The sequence below is a fragment of the Bradyrhizobium sp. SZCCT0153 genome, from assembly GCF_018129995.1.
Taxonomy (GTDB): domain Bacteria; phylum Pseudomonadota; class Alphaproteobacteria; order Rhizobiales; family Xanthobacteraceae; genus Bradyrhizobium; species Bradyrhizobium japonicum_G.
Genome location: NZ_JAFCKS010000003.1, coordinates 459845 through 476510, shown reverse-complemented (window position 1 = coordinate 476510; position 16666 = coordinate 459845). Strand labels below are relative to the sequence as shown.

Genomic DNA, 16666 nt, shown 5'->3' with positions numbered 1-16666 from the left:
GCGTTACTCGGCGGCGTCCACGAGCGCGGCGGATTCGCCGAGGTTACGATCGCCCCATTGCCGGATCGCGGCGACGACCGGGACGAAACTCTTGCCCTTGCGCGTGAGGCGATACTCGACCTTCGGCGGCACTTCGCCAAAATCCTTGCGGTCGATCAGGCCGCTCTCGGTCAGCGCCTTCAATTCGCGGCTGAGCACGCGCGGGGTAATCTCGGCGCTGCCTTCCATGCCACGCAGCAGGCCGCTTCTGATCTCGCCGTAGCGGCGCGGGCCGTCCTTGAGGTCCCAGACGATGCGCAGCTTGTACTTGCCGCTGATCATTTTTTGAAACGCCGCGACCGGACAGCTGCGCGCCGGAGCCGCTCTCGCCTTCGCCATGTCGTCTCCTCCCTGCGCCAGCCTTGCCCTTGCAGCCTTGCCCTTGCAGCCTTGCCGCCGAGGATAGGAGCGACGCCGAAAAAGTCCATACTATCAATTTTGTCCATACTTGCAGGATCGCATCCAGCGCGCAGATGATGACGCACAATGCGAACAGGGAGCGTCACATGAAGCACTTCATGATCAGATACGAGTTCAAGGATGGTACGACGGAGGCCTGGCACCAGCAGATCGGCCGCTTCATCAAGGCGATCGACGCCGATCCGGAGCTCAAGGGGCGGATCGGCTATCGCGTCCTGAAGAATCGCGACGATAACAGCTATTTCCACCTCGCCAGCGTCGCCGACGATGCCGCGCAAAAAACGCTGCAATCGCGCGACTTCTTCAAGGCCTATCAGGAGATGACGCGGAAGGTCGCCCGCGGCGAGGTGACGGCAACGCCGATCGAGATGATCGACGCGACGGCGTAGATTACTTCATCAATCCCGCGGCGGTAAGCGCGCGCGTGATGATCTGGCCGAGATCGAGACCGCGAGCCTGCTCGCGCTTCGGCTCGGCCGGTGCTTCGGCGACCGCCGCGCGGATCGAGCGGGCGAGGTGCGGCGCGGGCGAGCGGACCGGCGTCGGCTTTGGCTCCGCCTTCGTCTTGGACGCGTCGGGAATCCAGCCGGTCAGGCCGAAGAATTTTGCGATGTGGTAGGACGAGGAAATGCCGGCCTCGATCAGGAAGGCGCCTTCGATGCCATAGCGCTGGTCGTTGTCGGCGAGGCCGAGCGGCGTGCCGTGCGCCATGTCGGTGATGGCGTAGGACTCGACCAGCGTCTCGCCGTCCTTGTTCCACCAGGTCTGGCGCGGATAGCCGTCGACATCGGTTTCCGCCATCGGCATGTCAGGCAGATCGTGCAGATCGAGCCATTGCTTGACGATCTCGTTGGCATTGCCGGGATTGACGGTGCGGTCGGCGCTGCCGTGCCACACCGAAATCTTCGGCCAGGGCCCGCTATGCTGCGAGGCGCCGCGCACGAGATCGCCGAGCTCGCGCGCGGGACGCGCCGGGGAATGGAACATGCCGTCCAGCGCTTCGCGCAGGTTCGAGGCGATGCCGTAGGGCAGCCCGGCAATGACGGCCCCGGCCGAAAAGACCTCAGGATAGGTCGCGAGCATCACCGACGTCATGCCGCCGCCGGCGGAGAGGCCCGTGATGAAGATGCGCCCGGGATCGATGCGATGCGCCTGAACCATATGCGCGATCATCTCGCGAATCGAACGCGGCTCGCCGCTGTCGCGCGCGGTGTCTTCCGGACTGAACCAGTTGAAGCAGGTGTTGCCGTTGTTGACCCGCTGCTGCTCGGGCATCAGCAGCGCGAAGCCGTAGTGCTCCGCCAGCGTCGACCATCCCGCGCCGAGGTCGTAACTTGCTGCGGTCTGGCCGCAGCCGTGCAGCACGACGACGAGCGCGCGCGGCTTCTGCAGCTGCGCCGGCACGAACGCGAACATGCGCAAGGCCCCGGGATTGTCGCCAAAATTGGTGACCTCTACCAAAGGACTGGGCGCATCCGCGCTCCGGCCGAAATCGGCAAAGCGCAGTCCGTCCAGCCTTGGCAGACGTTTCAAGAGATCGACATTTCTGGCGAGCGACACGGCAACTCCTGGCAGGCGACGTACAACGTCAGCCAAACCAGATAGTTGCTGCGTTGCAAAATAAAAAGACCGTGCGCTGTCAATCCGGTGAAAATCGAGGGAAATCCGCGGAAAAACTGCAGGAATCCGCACGCATTAACAGCAGTGCCTCAACTTCGTGCAGATGCGCGGCGCATCCACGCCAGAAATGCGGCGCAGATCATGATTAATGCCGCAAACAACGCGAGCGAGACGAGAAAGCCTGCGCGCGGCGATTGCAAGGCTTCGATCGTGAAGAAGACGGCGCCGATTGCGGCCACTCCGGCCGCATTTCCGATCTGCGCCGTCGTGCCGTACATGCCGGAGGCTGAGCCTGCGGCGACGGGTTTGACTGTCGAAAGCACCGCGCCGGAGAGCGGCGCCATGACGAGCCCCTGGCCGTAGCCGAAAATGATCATGGTGAGCGCGAGCAGGAGCGCAGACGGCGCATCGACAGAGAACGCGACAAGCGCCAGCCCAGCGAGACCCGCGAGCTGAAGCGCGCAGCCTTCGATCAGGACCTTGGTACCGCGATGGCGCGCTCGCGCGCCGCTGTGACGCGAGGCCACGACGAAAGCGAGCGCGAGCGGAATGAACGCCATGCCGGCTGCGAGCGGCGGGATCTTCAGCCCCCGCTGCATGAACAGAGTCATGACGAGATAGAACGAGAGGTTGGCGGCGAAGAAGAAGAAGGCCGCGCCAAGCCCGCGCAGAAAGGCCGCATCCGCCAGCAGCGTGAGATCGATCAGCGGCATGCCGCCGCCGCGCGCCACCGCGCGCTCGAGCCTTGGGAATGCTGCGAGGATGGCGCCGCCGCTTCCCATCACCGCCCACAGCCACGGCGCCCAGCCGACATCGTGGCCGAACAGCAACGGCCCGATCAGGCACAACAGGCCTGCGAACAGCACGACGCTGCCCTTGATATCGAGCTTTGTGCCGGCGCGACGCGGCACCGACGGCATGATGCGCCAGGCAGCGGACGCGATGACGAGGCCGCAGGGCACGTTGACGAAAAACACCGAGCGCCAGCCGGTACCGGCGAGATCGATCGTGATCAGGAGGCCGCCGAGCAGGAAGCCGGCGGCGCCTGCGAGCCCGAGCACGATGCCATAGATGGCGAAGGCGCGGCCGCGCTGCTCATCCGTGAACAACAGATGCAGCGTCGCCAGCACCTGCGGCACCATCAGCGCCGCCGTCGCGCCCTGCGCCAGCCGCGCGACGATCAGCTCCGCGCCTGACCGCGCGAGACCGCACCAGAGCGAGGTCAGGGTGAATCCGAGCACGCCGGCCAGAAAGACGTTCCTGGTGCCGTGGATGTCGCCGAGGCGGCCGCCGGTGACCACCAGCGTGGCATAGGCGATCAGATAGATCGCGATGACGGATTCGATCTGCGCCGGCGTCGCTTGCAGCTCGACCGCGATGGTGGGGATGGCGACGTTGACCACGAAGGCGTCGACACCGAACATGAACTGGGCGGCGACGACGATTGCCAGCACCCACCAGCGGCGCGACGAATCGATCTGCTTTGTGACGATTTGATGCATCGGCGCGCAAACCTCTCGGGATTTATTTGCGCGCGATGCTCCCAGATCGACGTCGTCCGCGCGATTACCTCCGAGGTAGGCCTTGCTGTCCTCTTGCCGCGCCCTTGCTCCCTTGGCCCGATTGCTGCATGTCGGTTTCCGCTGGTCTCGCGGGGTTCGGAAGTCTTCCGATGTACGACTACGACATGGTGGTGATCGGCTCGGGCCCGTCAGGGCGCCGGGCCGCGGTGCAATGTGCCAAGCTCGGCAAGGCCGTGCTGGTGGTGGAGAAGGGCCGGCGCGTCGGCGGTGTCTCCGTTCACACCGGCACCATCCCCTCGAAGACACTGCGCGAAACCGTGCTGAACCTGTCCGGCTGGCGCGAGCGCGGCTTCTACGGCCGCTCCTACCGCGTGAAGCAGGACATCGCGGCGAGCGATCTGATGACCCGGCTCCAGAAGACGCTCGACCACGAGGTCGAGGTCCTCGAGCATCAGTTCAGCCGCAATCTCGTCCGCACCGCCAATGGCGAGGCGCGGCTGGTCTCGCCGCACGAGGTAGAGATCACCAGCGCCATCGGCGAGACCAAGACGGTGTCGGCCGCCTTCATCCTGCTCGCCTGCGGCACGCGTCCGTTCCGGCCGGACTATGTACCTTTCGACGGCACGACGGTGCTCGACAGCGACGAGATCATCGAGCTGCCGAAGCTGCCGCGCAGCCTCGCCGTGATAGGCGCCGGCGTGATCGGTGTCGAATACGCCACCATCTTCAGCGCGCTCGACGTGCCCGTGACCCTGATCGAGCCGCGGCCGACCTTCCTCGATTTCATCGACAAGGAATTGATCGACGAGTTCATGCACGAATTGCGCGACCGCAACGTCGCGCTGCGGCTCGGCTCGAAGGTCAACTCGATCGAGAAGAACGCGCAGGGGAGCATCGTCACGCATTTGTCCGACGGGCGGCATGTCACCACCGACATGCTGCTGTTCGCGGCGGGGCGCGTCGGTGCCACCGACCAGCTCAATCTGGAAGCCGCCGGCATCGTGGTCGACCATCGCGGCCGCATCTCGGTCGATCCCGTGACGTTGCAGACCAGCGTGCCGCATATCTACGCCGCCGGCGACGTGATCGGCTTTCCGAGCCTGGCCTCGACCTCGATGGAGCAGGGCCGCGTCGCCGCCTGCCACGCACTCGGCATGGAGCCGATGGCACCGCCGGAGTTCTTCCCTTACGGCATCTATTCGGTGCCGGAGATCTCGACCGCAGGCCTCACCGAGGAAGAGGTGCGCACCCGCGGCATTCCTTACGAGGTGGGCATCGCGCGCTTCCGCGAGACCTCGCGCGGCCACATCATGGGGCTGAACAGCGGCATGATGAAGATGATCTTCTCGACCAAGACGCGCCGCCTGCTCGGCGTGCACATTCTCGGCGAAGGCGCCACCGAGCTGATCCATATCGGCCAGGCCGTGCTCAACCTCAAAGGCACGATCGACTATTTCATCCAGAACACGTTCAACTATCCGACGCTGGCGGAGGCGTACAAGATCGCCGGGCTGGACGCCTGGAACAGGATGACAAGGTGATCTTCCTTCACCTCTCCCCGCCCTGGGGGGAGAGGTCGAAATTCAAACGCAGTTTGAATTCCGGGTGAGGGGGTACAGGTCTCACGACGATCTCATCTGCGGAGAGAGCCCCTCACCCCAACCCTCTCCCCGTAAGAACGGGGAGAGGGAGACGAGGCACCTCGCCTCGTCATTGCATGCCTGCATTCCGCCATGCGGGACATCGTGCGATTGCCTTCGCTGTCTTCAGCAATTAGCCTCACCGTCTCAACAAACAAAAAATCCAGCCGGAGAGAACGCCATGGCGCGCCTGAAGTTCGGAGCCTTTCTTGCCCCGCATCACCCGATCGGGGAGCATCCGATGCTGCAGTTCCGGCGCGATCTCGACCTGGTCGAGCAGCTGGATAGCCTCGGCTATGACGAGTTCTGGTGCGGCGAGCATCATTCCTCGGGCTGGGAGATGATCGCCTCGCCCGAGATGTTTCTGGCCGCGGCCGGCGAGCGCACCAAGCGGATCAAGCTCGGCACCGGCGTGGTGTCGCTGCCCTACCACCATCCCTACAACGTCGCGCAGCGCATGGTGCAGCTCGACCACATGACCGGCGGCCGCGCCATCTTCGGCTCCGGTCCCGGCGCGCTCGCCTCCGACGCGCATACGCTCGGCATCGATCCGATGACGCAGCGCGATCGCCAGGACGAGGCGATCGGCGTGATCCGTCGGCTCTTCAACGGCGAGCGCGTCACCGCCAAGAGCGACTGGTTCACCATGAACGACGCCGCTCTGCAAATCCTGCCGCTACAGGAAGAGATGCCGTTCGTCGTGGCCTCGCAGATATCGCCCTCGGGCATGACACTCGCCGGCAAATACGGCATCGGCATCATCTCGCTGGGCTCGATGACGACGCAGGGGCTGATGTCGCTGCAGCAGCAATGGCAGTTTGCCGAGGACGCGGCGAAAAAGCACGGCACCCGTGTCAACCGCGCCGACTGGCGCGTGCTCCTGACCTTTCACATCGCCGAGACCCGCGAGCAGGCGCGCAAGGAGGCCGGGGCCGGGCTGATGCGCTGGCACAACGAATATAATGTCGGCACGCTGCAGCGACCGGGCCTCACCGCCTTCGCCTCGCCCGACGAGGCCGTGGACAAGACCGCTTTCGTCGAGGGCGCAGCCTCCACCATCGGAACGCCCGACGATCTCGTCAAAACCATCAAGAACGTGATGCAGGTCTCGGGCGGCGTCGGCGCAATCATCGGCTTCGTGCACGACTGGGCCAATCCGGAAGCCACCCGCCGGAGCTGGGACATGGTGGCGCGCTATGTGGTTCCGGAGATCAACGGCTATATCGACGGCCTGCGCCGGTCGCAAAAATTCGTGATCGAGAACCGCGCGATCTTCGAGCGCGCGGGCCAGGCGGTGATGGCCAAGATCATGGAGAACGAGAAGGCCGCCGAGGCACTGAAGGTGACCGGCCCCGGCCGCGTCGCCATTCCCGCCGTCAACGCCCCGGATCTGCAGAAGGAAGCCGCCAAGCGGTAAGCCTCGTCGAACTGACACGCAACGATCACGAGCAGGAGATGCCGGCCTGTGATAGGTTGATGCGGTCAACGCGGCGCGGGCCGCCATAATGCCGCGGTCGCGCGATGTCCGTTCGGTCAGCCAACCGGAGCAATCGTCATGTCGATGCAGAATGTCGCTTCGCCCGCGCTCGGCTTCACCGCGCCCAAGCGCAACGAGCTGACGCACATCCCCGGCGACGAAGGCTGGCCGATCATCGGCAAGACTTTCCAGGTGCTGGCCGATCCCAAGGGCCATATCGAGGCGAACGCCGCCAGATATGGCCTGGTCTACCGCACGCATTTTTTCGGCGAGACCAATGTCGTGCTGCTCGGGCCGGAAGCCAACGAGCTCGTGATGTTCGACCAGCAAAAGCTGTTCTCGTCGACGCATGGCTGGAACAAGGTGCTGGGCCTGTTGTTTCCGCGCGGATTGATGCTGCTCGATTTCGACGAGCACCGGCTGCATCGCAAGGCGCTCTCGGTCGCGTTCAAGTCCGGACCGATGAAGTCCTATCTCGGCGATCTCGACCGCGGCATTGCGGCGCGGGTCGCGCAGTGGAAGGGCCAGCCGGGCGAGATGCAGCTTTATCCGGCCATGAAGCAGCTCACGCTCGATCTCGCCGCGGCCTCGTTCCTCGGCGCCGACATCGGGCCGGAGGTCGACGAGATCAACCGCGCCTTCGTCGACATGGTCGCCGCCGCAGTCGCCCCGATCCGCCGCCCTCTGCCCGGCACCCAGATGGCGGCCGGCGTGAGGGGACGCAAGCGCATCGTCGCCTATTTCCGCGAGCAGATTCCGCTGCGACGCGGCAATCAGGGCGGCGATGATCTGTTCTCGCAGCTCTGCCGCGCCACCCATGAAGACGGCGCGCTGCTCTCGGAGCAGGACATCATCGACCACATGAGCTTCTTGATGATGGCCGCGCACGACACGCTGACCTCGTCGCTGACGTCTTTCATCGGCGAGCTCGCCGCAAATCCCGACTGGCAGGACCGACTGCGCGCGGAAGTCCTGGCGCTGGGGCTCGCGCCCGATGCGCCGAGCAGCTTCGACGACCTCGAAAAAATGCCGCTGTCGGAGATGGCGTTCAAGGAAGCGCTGCGGATCAAGCCGCCGGTGCCCTCGATGCCGCGCCGCGCCATGCGCGATTTCACCTTCAAGGGCTTCACCATTCCCGCCGGCACCGCAATCGGCGTCAATCCGCTCTACACGCACCACATGAAGGACATCTGGCCGGAGCCGGATCGCTTCGATCCACTGCGCTTCGGCGAAGAAGCCCAGCGCAACCGCCACCGCTTCGCCTTCGTGCCGTTCGGCGGCGGCGCGCATATGTGCCTCGGCCTGCACTTCGCCTACATGCAGGCCAAGTGCTTCGCGCGGCACTTCTTGCAGAACATCGAGGTGTCACTGGAGCCCGGTTACAAGCCGGACTGGCAGATGTGGCCGATCCCGAAGCCCCGGGATGGCTTGCGGGTGCGGATGAAGGCGGTTTAGCCACAGCCGCCATTGCGAGCGAAGCGAAGCAATCCAGAATCTTTCCGCTGAGGGATTCTGGATTGCTTCGTCGCAAGGGCTCCTCGCAATGACGGCGCGCGAAGAGCGCGCCTTTGCCCATCCTGCGGCGCTGCGTCCGGGGTACGAGACCTACCCCGCCCCCTGATCGAACGCCTTGCGCAAGGCCACGTAGCCCTGCTGCTGCTGGCTCCAGTTGCGGCCGCCGGTCATTGCGCCGTCGATGACGAGGTCGTGGCCGTTGATGAAGCTGGACTCGTCGCTGGCCAGGAACACCGCGGCATGGGCGATATCGTCCGGCAGGCCCGCACGCGGGATCGGCTGCGCGGTCTTGTAGACATCGCGCATCACCGCCGGCGTCTTCTCGGCAGCCTCCGTCGACAGGCCGAGCGCCTTGCCAAAGATGCCGGTCGCGATCGCACCGGGCGAGATCGAGTTGACGCGGACATTGGACTCGCCGAGCTCCATTGCCACGCATTTGGTGAGATGGATCACCGCCGCCTTGGCCGCACCATAGACCATCGAGGACGAGAAGCCGGCGAGGCGGCCGGCGATGCTGCCATTGTTGATGATGCTGCCGGACCCCTGCTTCTTCATGATGGGCGCAGCGTGCTTCATGCCAAGCATGACGCTGCGCACCAGCGTCGCCATCGCCGCGTCGAAGCGCTCGACCTCGAGGGCTTCGACGCCGCCGGTCTGCGCCGGACCGCCGGCATTGTTGAACAGGCAGTCGATCCGGCCGAACTTCTCCACCGCGAGCGCGATCAGCGCCTGCATCTGCGCTTCGACCGTCACATCGGTCTGGCGGAAGACGCAAGTCGCCCCGAGTTGCTTCGCCAGCGCCTCGCCCTCCGGTATACGCCGCCCCGCGATCACAATTTTGGCACCTTCGGCAACGAAGACTTCTGCGGTGCGCAATCCGATCCCGCTCGTCGCGCCCGTGATCACCGCGACCTTGCCATCCAGCCTGCCCATGGAATGTTCCTGTTTTCGAACCATTTGACGCCAAATGGCGGACACCGATCGATGACGGCGCCGCGACAGTCGGCGCCGCAGCAGCCACTATTCCTGCCGGCTTCCGACATGGCAAGCTTTGCTTGCGCCGGCCACATGCGTAACATTCATGGCGACCGCTCGATTTTCGAACGCATATCGCAACCGGGCTGTGCATGGGGAAGCTGATCGACGAATTCCGCAAAGGCTGGCAGGGCGTGGCCCCGCCATCGCTCGGTCTGAGCCTTGCGTTTGCGGTCGCCTGCCTGCTGGTTGCGACGCTGGCGCGCTGGGCCCTCGCCCATGTGCGGCCCGACGTCTACTTCACGCCATATTTCCCGGCCGTGTTCTTTGCGGCCGCGTTCGGCGGCTTTCGCATCGGCGTCATCACGGCGCTGGCCGGCGGCATGCTCGGCGTCGTCGTGAATTTCGGCGATGCCTTCGCCGATCGCGCGCGCTTTGCCCTGCTGGCGCTCTATTGGGCGGTCTGCGCGCTCACCATCTGGGGCGTCGAGCATTATCGCTCGCTCCTCGTCGAGCAACGCCGGATCTCCAGACGCCTTATCGAGGAAGAAGACTATCGCAAGCTACTGGTCGACGAGCTGCAGCACCGGCTGAAGAACAAGCTGTCGACGGTCCATGCCGTGCTGCATCAGGTGCTGCACGACCAGCCGCAAGTCTGGGCCCGGATCGATCCGCGGCTGCGGTCGCTGGCTGCCACCGACGATCTGATCTCGCGGATCGACAAGGCCGGCTGCGACATCCGCGATCTCCTAATCTCCGAGCTCGGACCGTACGGGCATGTCCGTTTCACCCTCAACGGCGACCGGCTGTTCCTGCCGCCGAAGCTTGCGGTCACGCTGTCACTGATGTTTCACGAGCTCGCCACCAACGCCGGCAAGTACGGCGCGTTCTCCGCGCCGCGCGGATTGTTGCAGGTGTCATGGACCGTCAGCGACGACCGCCTGACCGTCACCTGGGATGAAACCGAGGGCCCGAGCGTCGACAAGGTCTCCGAGCCGGGTTTCGGCACCAAGCTGCTGAAGTCGGCGCTGTCAGCCTTCGACGGCAAGGCCGAGGTGTCGTATCTCAGGACAGGGCTTCATTGCATCATGCAATGCCGTATCCCCCAGGGCGGCTAGACACAGCGCGGGCGAAAACCGATCGCGCGGTCTGCTCGCGGTTTCGCACGCGCCGTTGACGCTCTGTTAATGACGATGGACTGCGCGCGTCGCATCGCCGCAAAACACCCCCGTATTTCTCCGGACCCCTTAACCAAACCTAAGAGGGAACCGCGCAAGATCGCGCTCATTGCAAAGGCGCGCTGAAACAACAAGATTCATGACTTCTATGAACGACAACAGATCTTCCGGCGCGAGCGAAGCCGAACTCGGATTTCTCAAGGAAATCGTTAGAATGCTGCCTGCCGGCCTGACCGTGCAGGACGCGCAAGGCGAACTTCTCCTGGTCAACGATGTCGCCGCCGCCCAGCTCGGCATGGACGGCAGCCGTCCCTCACCCGACCTCGCGCCGCGCCGGGAGGCCTGCCGCCAGGCCCTGAACTCCGGCCGGCCGGTCGTCTCCGAGGAAGCGCTCCACGACGGGACCGCACGCCAGGTGCTGCTGACCACCCATCGTCCGGTCCGCCTCGACGGACGCGAGCTCTTGATCTCGGCCTCCTCCGACATCACCGAGCAGAAGAATTTCGAGGACCAGCTGTTCCGCTCGGCCTATTTCGACGAGCTGACCGGCCTGCCCTCGCGGCGCGTGATCGAACATCGCGCCGCCAGCCTGCTCGCGCAGAGTCGCGGCGGCGAACGCTTTGCGCTCGCCTTCCTCGACGTCGACAATTTCAAGCACATCAACGACTATTACGGCCATGCCGTCGGCGACGCGCTGCTGGTCGAGCTGTCGAAGCGGCTCGGGCGCGACTTGCGCGATTCGGATATGCTGTCGCGCATCTCCGGCGACGAATTCCTGCTGCTGCTCTCCCCGATCCAGAGCCAGGAGGAAGTCGCCGAATTCATGCAGTCGACGCTGGAGCGGCTGACGGCGCCGTTCTTCATCGACAATTCGGAAGTCTTCGCCTCCACCTCCGTCGGCGTCAGCCTGTATCCCGATCACGGACGCAGCTTCGAGACGCTGCGCCAGAATGCGGACATCGCGATGTACCGCATCAAGAACAACGGCAAGGGAACGGCGGCCTTCTTCGATTCCGGCATGGAGCGCGAGGCGCTGGCGCGAACGAAGATCGAGCAGTCGCTGCGGCTCGCGATCCTCGAGAAGCGCTTCTGCTGCGCCTTCCAGACCAAGGTCGACATCCGCACCCAGGCCGTGAAGGGCATCGAGGCCCTGGTGCGGCTGCGCGACGACGAGGGCGTGATCCAGGCGCCCGGCTCGTTCATCAATCTTGCGGGCGAGCTCGGGCTGATCGACGAGCTGACCCATCTCGTGCTCGCCGAGATCGTCAAATCGGTCGACCTGATCAACGAGAGCTTCGGCGCGGAAGCGACCATCAGCATCAACGTCGCGGCCAAGCAGGCCGGCAACCCCGAATTCATGCGCAGCTTTGCGCAGGCGCTGGACGACACCGGCTTTCCGCAACGCTTCATGATCGAGGTGACGGAAGATGCCTTCGTCGCCAAGAATCATTTCCAGGCCGAGATCCTGCCGATGTTCCGCAAGCTCGGCGTCGGCATCTCGATCGACGATTTCGGCACCGGCTATTCGTCGCTCTCGGCGCTCGCCGACATCACCGCCGACGAGATCAAGATCGACCGCTCCTTCATCACCGACATCCATCAACGCCCGCGCAGCCAGGGCATCTTGCGCGCGATCGAATCCCTGAGCGAAGCGCTCGGGATGACCGTGATCGCCGAAGGCATCGAATCCTACGAGGAACTCGCCTATCTCCAGGCCGCAACCAAGATCCGCTACGCCCAGGGCTATTACTTCGCCCGGCCGATCTTCCTGGAGGAGTTGAAGCTCGCAACGCCCGTCTCGAGCGAGGCGCGCGCGAGCGTCGCAAGCCGGCCGCACCAGCACAACCGCCAGGGCTATTCGCGGGCGAGCGGGTATCGGCGGTAACCTCCCGGGCCTTCACCGTTGCGGCGCCGACAAGAGCGGCGCTATTCATTTTAAACCGCTGTTGATGATGCAATGCAGCGGCGCGCTGGATAAGACCGTGATCGCGCAACGAGATTAATGCTTAGGTAACTGGTTTTGCTAAGGTTTGCGCCATTTGTGCGGTGTATTCCTGTCCCTCCAGGGAGGGGGGAATGCTCCAGGTCATTGCAGGCATTGCAGCCGGAATATTCCTAGCCGCGAGGAACGGCTGGGAGGCCGTCATTCGGCGCGGACCGGTGCTGTGGCTGACCCTGTGCGGCGTGTTGCTGGTCGCGGGGATCTTCGCCGTGACCGCCATGGCGGTCGGCGAATTTCGCGAACGAACCCTCGCCAACCGCGAGCGCGAGCTGGAAAACACCGTGCAGCTGATCGCGCGGCACTTTGATCAGCAATTCGAAGATTCCGACGTCGTCGCCGCCGATGTGATCGGGCAGATGAACCTGCCGGAGATCACCTCGCCCGGGATGTTCCGTGAGCGCATGTCCGGACCGGTGACGAACCAGATGCTGCGCAGCAAGATCAGCTCCGTGTCCTATCTCGGCGACATCGCGATCTACGATGCCGACGGCGAGCTGATCAACTGGTCGCGGGCCCAGCCGCTGCCCAAGATCAACATCTCCTCGCGCGCCTATTTTCAGACGTTCAAATCGAATCCGATGGCCGAACCGGTGGTGCTGGAGTCGGTCCGCAGCTTCATCATCGGCAAATGGACCACGGTCGTCGCGCGCCGGCTGAACGGCGCGGACGGCACCTTCTTCGGCGCGATGGTCAGACGGATCGATCCGGACAGCTACCAGAACTACTTCGCATCCGTGGCGCTTGCCGAAGGCACGGCGATCTCGCTGTTCGACCGCGAAGGCAAGATGCTGGCGCGCTACCCGCATGTCGAGGAGCTGATCGGCAGGAACTTCAAGGACGCGCCGTTGATGCGCAAGATGCTGGCCGAAGGCGGCCGGCACACGCTGCGCGTCAAGGGTCCGATCGACGGCGAGGATCGCCTCGGCTCGGGGGCGTCGCTTTCGCATTTCCCGCTGGTCATCGTCGCGACCAGCACCACGAGCGCCGCGTTGGCCGACTGGCGGCAGCAGACCGGCTTCATGATCACCACAGCGACGCTTTCGGCGGCCGCGATCGCGCTGATCCTGTTCCTGATCATCCGTCAGATCAACCGGCAGAACCGCGAGGCCCAGCGGCGGCTGGAGGCGGAGCGGCAGCGGCTCGACACTGCGCTGAACAATATGTCCCAGGGGCTGATCCTGTACGATGCCGATGGGTACATCGTCACCTGCAATCGCCGCTATGCCGACATGTTCGGCCTCTCCCACGACGTCATCAAACCCGGCTGCCACATCCACGAAGCGATGCACCACCGCAAGGAGTGCAATGCGTTCAGCGGCAACGTCGAGGAATTTTGCGCCGAGGTCATGAGCGGCGTCGCCGAAGGCAAGGTCGCCACCCGGACCCATCAATTGCCCAACGGCCGCGCCTTCCAGGTCATCAACACCCCGCTTGCGCAGGGCGGATGGGTCGCGACGATCGAGGAGATCACCGAGCGGCGCAATCTGGAGCAGGAACGCGACCGCAACTACACGTTCCTGCGCGAGATCGTCGACCATATCCCCTCACAGATCACGGTGAAGGACGCCCGGACGCGGCAATATCTCCTGATCAACCGGACCGCCGAAGAGCAATTCGGCCAGTCGCGGGAAACCGTGGTCGGCAAGACGCCCTTCGACGTCTACCCGGAGGAGACGGCAAGACGCGTCACCGATGACGACAGCGACGCGTTGCAAGCCACCGACACTGGATTGTTCAAGGACGAGCATCCCTGGCCGAGCCTGACCAAGGGGATGCGCTATATCACCTCGACGCGGATCAGCATCCGCGATGGGTCCGGCGAGCCGCAGTATCTCATCAGCGTCGTCGACGACGTCACCGAGCGCCGTCGCGCCGACGAGAAGATCGCGCATATGGCGCATTACGATGCGCTGACCGACCTGCCCAACCGCACGCTGTTCCGCGAGCAGATCGAGCGCGAGCTGGCGAAGGTCCCCGGCGGCGGACAGTTCGCGCTGCTCTATATCGACGTCGACGAGTTCAAGGGCATCAACGATTCGCTCGGCCATCACGTCGGCGACGAGCTGTTGAAGGCGATCGCGGGCCGCCTCCGCGGCTGCCTCAAGAGGGGCGACCTGATCGCACGGCTCGGCGGCGACGAATTCGCGGTGATCCAGACCGGGATCGAATCGTCTGCCGATGTGCTGTCGTTCGTGACGCGGATCTACGAGGCGATCCGCCGGCCCTATCATTGCTTCGGCCATCAGCTCTCCACCGATGCCAGCATCGGCATCGCGCTGGCGCCGCAGGATGGCAACGATCTCGACCAGCTCATCAAGAATGCCGACCTCGCGATGTACGGCGCCAAGGCCGAAGGACGCCGCACCCACCGTTTCTTCGAGCCGGAGATGGATGCGTGCGCCAAGGCGCGCCTCTCCCTGGAGCAGGATTTGCGCCAGGCCCTGGTCGACGGCGGTTTCGAGATCCACTACCAGCCGCTGGTCGACCTGCGCTCGGGCGAAGTCGCCGGCTGCGAGGCGCTGCTGCGCTGGCGGCATCCCGAGCGCGGCATGGTATCGCCGGCGGAGTTCATTCCGATCGCCGAGGACACCGGCCTGATCAACGAGCTCGGCGACTGGGTGCTGCGCATGGCCTGCAACGAGGCCGCGACCTGGCCGGGGCATGTGCGCGTCGCGGTCAACGTCTCGCCGGTACAGCTCAAATGCGACACGCTGGCGCTGCGGATCGCCGGCGCGCTCGCCGCCTCGGGGCTCGCCCCGTCCCGGCTCGAGCTCGAAATCACCGAAGCCGTGCTGATCCGCGACGACGAGGCGGCGCTTTCGATCCTGCACCAGCTCCGCGCGATCGGCGTGCGCATCGCGCTCGACGATTTCGGCACCGGTTACTCCTCGCTGAGCTATTTGAAGCGTTTCCCGTTCGACAAGATCAAGATCGACCGCTGCTTCGTCGCCGACATCGCGGAGACGAGCGGCGCGCCCGTGATCGTGCAGGCGGTGGTGAACATCGCCGCCGCCAGCAACATGACCACGGTCGCCGAGGGCGTCGAGACCGAGGCCCAGCGCGAGATTCTGCGCGCGCTCGGCTGCACCCAGATGCAGGGCTATCTGTTCAGCAAACCGAAGCCGGCCAACGAGGTGCGAAAACTGTTCGGCCCGGGCGATGCTTTGCCCGTGGCGGCGGTGGCCTGAGATGGCGAAGCCGAGCAAAACTTCAGCCCAGACCGTCGACGTTGCGGATTCCTATGCCGTGCGGCTGATGCAGCATCTGGTGGTGCCGACTTTCGTGATCGATCCGAAGCGTCGCGTCGTGATCTGGAACCGGGCCTGCGAGCGGCTGACCGGGGTCGCCGCCTCCGAGGTGATCGGCACGACGAAACACTGGCAGGCCTTCTACGAGACCAGGCGCCCTTGCCTCGCCGATCTCGTCGCGCTCGACCGTCCCGAACAACTTCCCGAGTTCTATTCGGAATATGCGGCGCGCGGCCATAACGGACTCGGCTTCAGCGCCGAGAACTGGTGCGTGATGCCCAAGCTCGGCAGCCAGCTCTATCTCGCCATCGACGCCGGCCCGATCCACGACGAGGCCGGCCACCTGATCGCCGTGGTGGAGACGCTGCGCGACCTCACCGACCAGAAGCGCGCCGAGATGACGTTGAAGGAGCTTGCCACCAAGGACGGGCTGACCGGCCTGTCGAACCGCCGCTCGTTCGACCAGATGCTGATGAGCGAATGGGCCCGCGCCCAGCGGACGCGGAAGCCGATGGCGCTGCTGTTCGTCGATGTCGATCATTTCAAGCTGTTCAACGACCGGCACGGCCACCAGAGCGGCGACGAATGCCTGCGCGCGGTCGCCGCCGTCGTCAGCCGCCATGCCGTGCGCCCGCTCGACCTCGCCAGCCGCTATGGCGGGGAGGAATTCGCGCTGATCCTGCCGGACATGGATTGCGACGCCGCCTGCACCATCGCCGACGAGATCCGAAGCGCCGTCATGGCCTTGCGGATCGCCCACGGCGCCGAGGGGGCCGCCGACCACGTCACCCTCAGCGTCGGCGTCGCCAGCCACATTCCGGGCGAATCCGACGGCGGCCCCGACCGACTGCTGGGCGCGGCCGACGAGGCGCTCTATGCGGCCAAACGGCTCGGGCGCAACCGTGTCATCTGCGCCGAACGCGTGCTCGCCGAATTCGCCGGCCTCGGGCGGGATCCCGCGGCGGTTCCGGCGCCTTTCCGGCGCAAAACGGCCTAGCGGGGTGCAGCGGGAAGCGGTTGCCCGCCCCT

12 protein-coding genes are annotated in these 16666 nt (G+C 64.9%); 8 read left to right on the top strand and 4 right to left on the bottom strand.

Going from position 1 to position 16666, the window contains the following annotated elements; translation table 11 throughout:
* Window positions 1-3: 3 nt before the first annotated feature.
* Window positions 4-378 (bottom strand): winged helix-turn-helix transcriptional regulator, encoded by a 375-nt coding sequence (locus tag JQ572_RS15945; RefSeq protein WP_211383977.1) that lies wholly within the window; start codon window positions 376-378, stop codon window positions 4-6.
* A gap of 167 nt (window positions 379-545) precedes the next feature.
* On the opposite strand from JQ572_RS15945, the gene JQ572_RS15940 reads away from it, so the two are divergent.
* Window positions 546-848, top strand: coding sequence for a hypothetical protein (locus JQ572_RS15940; RefSeq protein ID WP_249129072.1), 303 nt, complete (start codon window positions 546-548; stop codon window positions 846-848).
* A 1-nt stretch (window position 849) separates the two neighbouring features.
* On the opposite strand, the gene JQ572_RS15935 is transcribed toward JQ572_RS15940, so the two are convergent.
* Together JQ572_RS15935 and JQ572_RS15930 are read right to left on the bottom strand one after the other, a co-directional pair.
* The gene (locus tag JQ572_RS15935) at window positions 850-2019 is read right to left on the bottom strand and encodes an extracellular catalytic domain type 1 short-chain-length polyhydroxyalkanoate depolymerase (protein ID WP_211383975.1); all 1170 of its coding nucleotides are present in this window, start codon (window positions 2017-2019) and stop codon (window positions 850-852) included.
* A gap of 149 nt (window positions 2020-2168) precedes the next feature.
* Window positions 2169-3581 carry an MFS transporter gene (locus tag JQ572_RS15930; RefSeq protein WP_211383974.1) on the bottom strand — a complete coding sequence of 471 codons (1413 nt, stop codon included), beginning with the start codon at window positions 3579-3581 and terminating at the stop codon, window positions 2169-2171.
* 170 nt (window positions 3582-3751) lie between these two features.
* Here JQ572_RS15930 and sthA point away from each other — a divergent pair, with 170 nt between their 5' ends.
* The 3 genes from sthA to JQ572_RS15915 all read left to right on the top strand — a co-directional run bounded on the left by sthA (window position 3752) and on the right by JQ572_RS15915 (window position 8174).
* Window positions 3752-5143 (top strand): Si-specific NAD(P)(+) transhydrogenase, encoded by a 1392-nt coding sequence (sthA, locus tag JQ572_RS15925; RefSeq protein WP_211383973.1) that lies wholly within the window; start codon window positions 3752-3754, stop codon window positions 5141-5143.
* Window positions 5144-5423: 280 nt separating this feature from the next.
* Window positions 5424-6659, top strand: coding sequence for an LLM class flavin-dependent oxidoreductase (locus JQ572_RS15920; protein WP_211383972.1), 1236 nt, complete (start codon window positions 5424-5426; stop codon window positions 6657-6659).
* A 138-nt stretch (window positions 6660-6797) separates the two neighbouring features.
* Window positions 6798-8174, top strand: a complete 1377-nt coding sequence (locus tag JQ572_RS15915) for a cytochrome P450 (RefSeq protein WP_211383971.1) — start codon at window positions 6798-6800, stop codon at window positions 8172-8174.
* Window positions 8175-8324: 150 nt separating this feature from the next.
* On the opposite strand, the gene JQ572_RS15910 is transcribed toward JQ572_RS15915, so the two are convergent.
* Window positions 8325-9167 (bottom strand): SDR family NAD(P)-dependent oxidoreductase, encoded by an 843-nt coding sequence (locus JQ572_RS15910; RefSeq protein ID WP_211383970.1) that lies wholly within the window; start codon window positions 9165-9167, stop codon window positions 8325-8327.
* 194 nt (window positions 9168-9361) lie between these two features.
* On the opposite strand from JQ572_RS15910, the gene JQ572_RS15905 reads away from it, so the two are divergent.
* The 4 genes from JQ572_RS15905 to JQ572_RS15890 all read left to right on the top strand — a co-directional run bounded on the left by JQ572_RS15905 (window position 9362) and on the right by JQ572_RS15890 (window position 16634).
* Window positions 9362-10327: a sensor histidine kinase gene (locus JQ572_RS15905; protein WP_211383969.1), complete on the top strand. Its 966-nt coding sequence runs from the start codon at window positions 9362-9364 to the stop codon at window positions 10325-10327.
* Between the two features lie 208 nt (window positions 10328-10535).
* Window positions 10536-12272: a putative bifunctional diguanylate cyclase/phosphodiesterase gene (locus JQ572_RS15900; RefSeq protein ID WP_211383968.1), complete on the top strand. Its 1737-nt coding sequence runs from the start codon at window positions 10536-10538 to the stop codon at window positions 12270-12272.
* 191 nt (window positions 12273-12463) lie between these two features.
* Complete coding sequence (locus tag JQ572_RS15895) at window positions 12464-15577, top strand: bifunctional diguanylate cyclase/phosphodiesterase (RefSeq protein ID WP_211383967.1); 3114 nt, start codon at window positions 12464-12466, stop codon at window positions 15575-15577.
* 1 nt (window position 15578) lies between these two features.
* On the top strand, window positions 15579-16634 hold the full coding sequence (locus JQ572_RS15890; protein ID WP_211383966.1) for a sensor domain-containing diguanylate cyclase: 1056 nt from the start codon (window positions 15579-15581) through the stop codon (window positions 16632-16634).
* Window positions 16635-16666: the final 32 nt, after the last annotated feature.

Excerpts from the sequence above, each read along its gene's own strand:
- JQ572_RS15905 (WP_211383969.1), top strand. The coding sequence starts at position 9,362 with ATGGGGAAGCTGATCGACGAATTCCGCAAAGGCTGGCAGGGCGTGGCC.
- JQ572_RS15890 (WP_211383966.1), top strand. The coding sequence starts at position 15,579 with ATGGCGAAGCCGAGCAAAACTTCAGCCCAGACCGTCGACGTTGCGGAT.
- JQ572_RS15900 (WP_211383968.1), top strand. The coding sequence starts at position 10,536 with ATGAACGACAACAGATCTTCCGGCGCGAGCGAAGCCGAACTCGGATTT.
- JQ572_RS15920 (WP_211383972.1), top strand. The coding sequence starts at position 5,424 with ATGGCGCGCCTGAAGTTCGGAGCCTTTCTTGCCCCGCATCACCCGATC.
- JQ572_RS15895 (WP_211383967.1), top strand. The coding sequence starts at position 12,464 with ATGCTCCAGGTCATTGCAGGCATTGCAGCCGGAATATTCCTAGCCGCG.
- JQ572_RS15910 (WP_211383970.1), bottom strand. The coding sequence starts at position 9,167 with ATGGGCAGGCTGGATGGCAAGGTCGCGGTGATCACGGGCGCGACGAGC.
- JQ572_RS15930 (WP_211383974.1), bottom strand. The coding sequence starts at position 3,581 with ATGCATCAAATCGTCACAAAGCAGATCGATTCGTCGCGCCGCTGGTGG.
- JQ572_RS15915 (WP_211383971.1), top strand. The coding sequence starts at position 6,798 with ATGTCGATGCAGAATGTCGCTTCGCCCGCGCTCGGCTTCACCGCGCCC.
- JQ572_RS15945 (WP_211383977.1), bottom strand. The coding sequence starts at position 378 with ATGGCGAAGGCGAGAGCGGCTCCGGCGCGCAGCTGTCCGGTCGCGGCG.
- JQ572_RS15940 (WP_249129072.1), top strand. The coding sequence starts at position 546 with ATGAAGCACTTCATGATCAGATACGAGTTCAAGGATGGTACGACGGAG.
- sthA (WP_211383973.1), top strand. The coding sequence starts at position 3,752 with ATGTACGACTACGACATGGTGGTGATCGGCTCGGGCCCGTCAGGGCGC.